The following is a 382-nucleotide window of genomic DNA, read 5'->3' on the forward strand; positions in this document are numbered from 1 at the left end:
GTAAGTAAGTAAGTAAGTAAGTAAGTTTGTCTCGATTATGATATAATAATTAAACTAGGTGAACTTTGCTAGTAGGAGAAGCAATATTTTGCCACTAGATATAAACATGAGACTTCCTTTCCAAAATAACATGACAACATTATTAATATTTGCTAAACCTACTAGACAGTTATCCTAGTTTTTTGAATAGAATGAATAGATAAAAGGAGTTACGAATATGACGCCAGAAGAAATGTACCTGACAGAGCGATTAGATGTACAGATAGCTCATTTTTTAAAGAAAAGTGTTCAACATCGTAGACGCTATAAGGTATTAAAAATAACAGAAATTGTGGCAGGTTTCCTCATAGCTGTCTTTTGTGCTATTCCTATGCCAGGTGAT

1 pseudogene is annotated in these 382 nt (G+C 32.5%); it reads left to right on the plus strand.

Annotated features, from left to right (window positions below):
• Positions 1 to 217: 217 nt before the first annotated feature.
• A pseudogene (locus WKI42_RS10715) lies at positions 218 to 382 on the plus strand (DUF4231 domain-containing protein); the annotation flags it as partial.

It is taken from the genome of Streptococcus pseudopneumoniae (genome assembly GCF_038148935.1).
GTDB classification, from domain to species: Bacteria; Bacillota; Bacilli; order Lactobacillales; family Streptococcaceae; genus Streptococcus; species Streptococcus pseudopneumoniae_U.